General features: G+C 52.5%; 2 rRNA genes. Both read right to left on the bottom strand.

The features are described 5' to 3' along the window. Positions 1 to 12: 12 nt before the first annotated feature. Positions 13 to 2,893 (bottom strand): 23S ribosomal RNA (locus ABY44_RS32770). A gap of 380 nt (positions 2,894 to 3,273) precedes the next feature. Continuing rightward, positions 3,274 to 4,806, bottom strand: a 16S ribosomal RNA gene (locus ABY44_RS32765). The 16S and 23S rRNA genes sit together here, the layout of an rRNA operon. Positions 4,807 to 4,934: the final 128 nt, after the last annotated feature.

Genomic DNA, 4,934 nt, shown 5'->3' with positions numbered 1-4,934 from the left:
CAGACTTGTTATAGGATCAAGCCTTACGGGCAATTAGTATCAGTTAGCTGAACGCATTACTGCGCTTACACACCTGACCTATCAACGTCCTGGTCTCGAACGACCCTTCAAGGGGATCTAGTCCCCAGGGATATCTCATCTTAAGGCGAGTTTCCCGCTTAGATGCTTTCAGCGGTTATCTCTTCCGAACATAGCTACCCGGCGATGCCACTGGCGTGACAACCGGTACACCAGAGGTTCGTCCACTCCGGTCCTCTCGTACTAGGAGCAGCCCCCTTCAAATATCCAACGCCCACGGCAGATAGGGACCAAACTGTCTCACGACGTTTTAAACCCAGCTCACGTACCTCTTTAAATGGCGAACAGCCATACCCTTGGGACCGGCTACAGCCCCAGGATGAGATGAGCCGACATCGAGGTGCCAAACACCGCCGTCGATATGAACTCTTGGGCGGTATCAGCCTGTTATCCCCAGAGTACCTTTTATCCGTTGAGCGATGGCCCTTCCATACAGAACCACCGGATCACTATGACCTGCTTTCGCACCTGCTCGACTTGTCGGTCTCGCAGTTAAGCACGCTTATGCCATTGCACTATCAGCACGATTTCCGACCGTACCTAGCGTACCTTCGTACTCCTCCGTTACGCTTTGGGAGGAGACCGCCCCAGTCAAACTGCCTACCATGCACTGTCCCCGACCCGGATCACGGGCCAAGGTTAGAACCTCAAACAAACCAGGGTGGTATTTCAAGGACGGCTCCACCGAAACTAGCGTTCCGGTTTCATAGCCTCCCACCTATCCTACACAGATCGGTTCAAAGTCCAATGCAAAGCTACAGTAAAGGTTCATGGGGTCTTTCCGTCTAGCCGCGGGTAGATTGCATCATCACAAACACTTCAACTTCGCTGAGTCTCGGGAGGAGACAGTGTGGCCATCGTTACGCCATTCGTGCAGGTCGGAACTTACCCGACAAGGAATTTCGCTACCTTAGGACCGTTATAGTTACGGCCGCCGTTTACCGGGACTTCAATCAAGAGCTTGCACCCCATCATTTAATCTTCCGGCACCGGGCAGGCGTCACACCCTATACGTCCACTTTCGTGTTTGCAGAGTGCTGTGTTTTTATTAAACAGTCGCAGCCACCAGTTTATTGCAACCCCTTCACCCTCCTGGCGCAGGCCAGTCAAGCTACAAGGGCGTACCTTATCCCGAAGTTACGGTACCAATTTGCCGAGTTCCTTCTCCCGAGTTCTCTCAAGCGCCTTAGAATACTCATCTCGCCCACCTGTGTCGGTTTGCGGTACGGTCATCGTTAGACTGAAGCTTAGAGGCTTTTCTTGGAACCACTTCCAATTGCTTCGCTTCCGAAGAAGCTCGCGCCACACCCTTGAATTACGCACCCGGATTTGCCTAAGTGCCTTCTCCAATGCAGCGACCGGGACTTCCAACACCCGGACAACCTTCCGCGATCCGTCCCCCCATCGCATCTAACAATGGTGCAGGAATATTGACCTGCTTCCCATCAGCTACGCATTTCTGCCTCGCCTTAGGGGCCGACTCACCCTACGCCGATGAACGTTGCGTAGGAAACCTTGGGCTTACGGCGAGGGGGCCTTTCACCCCCTTTATCGCTACTCATGTCAGCATTCGCACTTCCGATACCTCCAGCACCCTTTACAAGGCACCTTCGCAGGCTTACGGAACGCTCTCCTACCATGCGTGCAAGCACGCATCCGCAGCTTCGGTATATAGCTTAGCCCCGTTACATCTTCCGCGCAGGACGACTCGATCAGTGAGCTATTACGCTTTCTTTAAAGGGTGGCTGCTTCTAAGCCAACCTCCTGACTGTTTTAGCCTTCCCACTTCGTTTCCCACTTAGCTATATTTGGGGACCTTAGCTGGCGGTCTGGGTTGTTTCCCTCTTGACACCGGACGTTAGCACCCGATGTCTGTCTCCCGTGATTGCACTCTTCGGTATTCGGAGTTTGCTATGGCGGGGTAATCTGCAATAGACCCCCCAACCATGACAGTGCTCTACCCCCGAAGGTGAGACACGAGGCACTACCTAAATAGTTTTCGGAGAGAACCAGCTATTTCCAGGTTTGTTTAGCCTTTCACCCCTATCCACAGCTCATCCCCTAACTTTTCAACGTTAGTGGGTTCGGACCTCCAGTACGTGTTACCGCACCTTCATCCTGGCCATGGATAGATCACCTGGTTTCGGGTCTACGCCCAGCAACTGAACGCCCTATTCGGACTCGCTTTCGCTACGCCTGCCCTATACGGTTAAGCTTGCTACTGAACGTAAGTCGCTGACCCATTATACAAAAGGTACGCCGTCACCCCTTACGAGGCTCCGACTGTTTGTATGCATGCGGTTTCAGGATCTATTTCACTCCCCTCCCGGGGTTCTTTTCGCCTTTCCCTCACGGTACTGGTTCACTATCGGTCGATCACGAGTATTTAGCCTTGGAGGATGGTCCCCCCATCTTCAGACAGGATTTCACGTGTCCCGCCCTACTTGTCGCACACCTAGTTCTTTCATACTGTTTTCGCCTACAGGGCTATCACCTGCTATGGCCGCACTTTCCAGAGCGTTCGGCTAACAATACAAATAAAGAGTGCAAGGCTCATCCCATTTCGCTCGCCACTACTTTGGGAATCTCGGTTGATTTCTTTTCCTGCGGTTACTTAGATGTTTCAGTTCACCGCGTTCGCTTCACATGGCCTATGTATTCAGCCATGGATACTCCAAAAGGAGTGGGTTTCCCCATTCGGACATCTACGGATCAAAGCTTGTTTGCCAGCTCCCCGTAGCTTTTCGCAGGCTACCGCGTCCTTCATCGCCTGTGATCGCCAAGGCATCCACCACATGCACTTGTTCGCTTGACCCTATAACGAGTCTGTCTCGTTACAGGTTGAGTTCTCGCGTTGTGCCGTATTCCAATTGAGTCAAACATAGAGTTCGAATCATCTTGAGATACATCGATACAATCACAACCCGGATAGTTTCCACGTCCATCTCAAGACGCTTCCGCTATCCAAATTACTTACTTCTTCCAGATTGTTAAAGAACGACAGCCGATACTTTCGTACCGCTCTGACTGGCTCAATCGCCAATGAGAAAAACTCGAACCAAACTTCATTCGAATGTTTGTCATTGAAGATTATTGAAAGCGGCCGGCATTATAACCGGTTTATACCGCAGACAGCTAGTCTGTCTTAATCAACAGCCGATAAGCGTGAGCGCTCAATTTTGCGAGAAGCTCTGGAAAGGAGGTGATCCAGCCGCACCTTCCGATACGGCTACCTTGTTACGACTTCACCCCAGTCATGAATCCTACCGTGGTGACCGTCCTCCTTGCGGTTAGACTAGCCACTTCTGGTAAAACCCACTCCCATGGTGTGACGGGCGGTGTGTACAAGACCCGGGAACGTATTCACCGCGGCATGCTGATCCGCGATTACTAGCGATTCCAGCTTCATGCACTCGAGTTGCAGAGTGCAATCCGGACTACGATCGGTTTTCTGGGATTAGCTCCCCCTCGCGGGTTGGCAACCCTCTGTTCCGACCATTGTATGACGTGTGAAGCCCTACCCATAAGGGCCATGAGGACTTGACGTCATCCCCACCTTCCTCCGGTTTGTCACCGGCAGTCTCCTTAGAGTGCTCTTGCGTAGCAACTAAGGACAAGGGTTGCGCTCGTTGCGGGACTTAACCCAACATCTCACGACACGAGCTGACGACAGCCATGCAGCACCTGTGCGCCGGTTCTCTTTCGAGCACTCCCACCTCTCAGCAGGATTCCGACCATGTCAAGGGTAGGTAAGGTTTTTCGCGTTGCATCGAATTAATCCACATCATCCACCGCTTGTGCGGGTCCCCGTCAATTCCTTTGAGTTTTAATCTTGCGACCGTACTCCCCAGGCGGTCAACTTCACGCGTTAGCTACGTTACTAAGGAAATGAATCCCCAACAACTAGTTGACATCGTTTAGGGCGTGGACTACCAGGGTATCTAATCCTGTTTGCTCCCCACGCTTTCGTGCATGAGCGTCAGTATTGGCCCAGGGGGCTGCCTTCGCCATCGGTATTCCTCCACATCTCTACGCATTTCACTGCTACACGTGGAATTCTACCCCCCTCTGCCATACTCTAGCCTGCCAGTCACCAATGCAGTTCCCAGGTTGAGCCCGGGGATTTCACATCGGTCTTAGCAAACCGCCTGCGCACGCTTTACGCCCAGTAATTCCGATTAACGCTTGCACCCTACGTATTACCGCGGCTGCTGGCACGTAGTTAGCCGGTGCTTATTCTTCCGGTACCGTCATCCCCCGACTGTATTAGAGCCAAGGATTTCTTTCCGGACAAAAGTGCTTTACAACCCGAAGGCCTTCTTCACACACGCGGCATTGCTGGATCAGGCTTTCGCCCATTGTCCAAAATTCCCCACTGCTGCCTCCCGTAGGAGTCTGGGCCGTGTCTCAGTCCCAGTGTGGCTGGTCGTCCTCTCAGACCAGCTACTGATCGTCGCCTTGGTAGGCCTTTACCCCACCAACTAGCTAATCAGCCATCGGCCAACCCTATAGCGCGAGGCCCGAAGGTCCCCCGCTTTCATCCGTAGATCGTATGCGGTATTAATCCGGCTTTCGCCGGGCTATCCCCCACTACAGGACATGTTCCGATGTATTACTCACCCGTTCGCCACTCGCCACCAGGTGCAAGCACCCGTGCTGCCGTTCGACTTGCATGTGTAAGGCATGCCGCCAGCGTTCAATCTGAGCCAGGATCAAACTCTTCAGTTTAAACCTGTTACTGTTTTCGGTTCGGTTAAGAACCGGTCGCTCACTCAAAGCTGACAGGAATATGAATCACTTCATAAACCTGACTTACTTTAGTGTGAGACTCTTGATACTTTTGCTATCTGATCCGA

The sequence above is a fragment of the Burkholderia sp. ZZQ-2 genome, assembly GCF_050768715.1.
Lineage (GTDB): Bacteria > Pseudomonadota > Gammaproteobacteria > Burkholderiales > Burkholderiaceae > Burkholderia > Burkholderia cepacia.
Note: the sequence above shows the minus strand (reverse complement) of the source record. Positions and strands in the feature narration are given on the sequence as shown.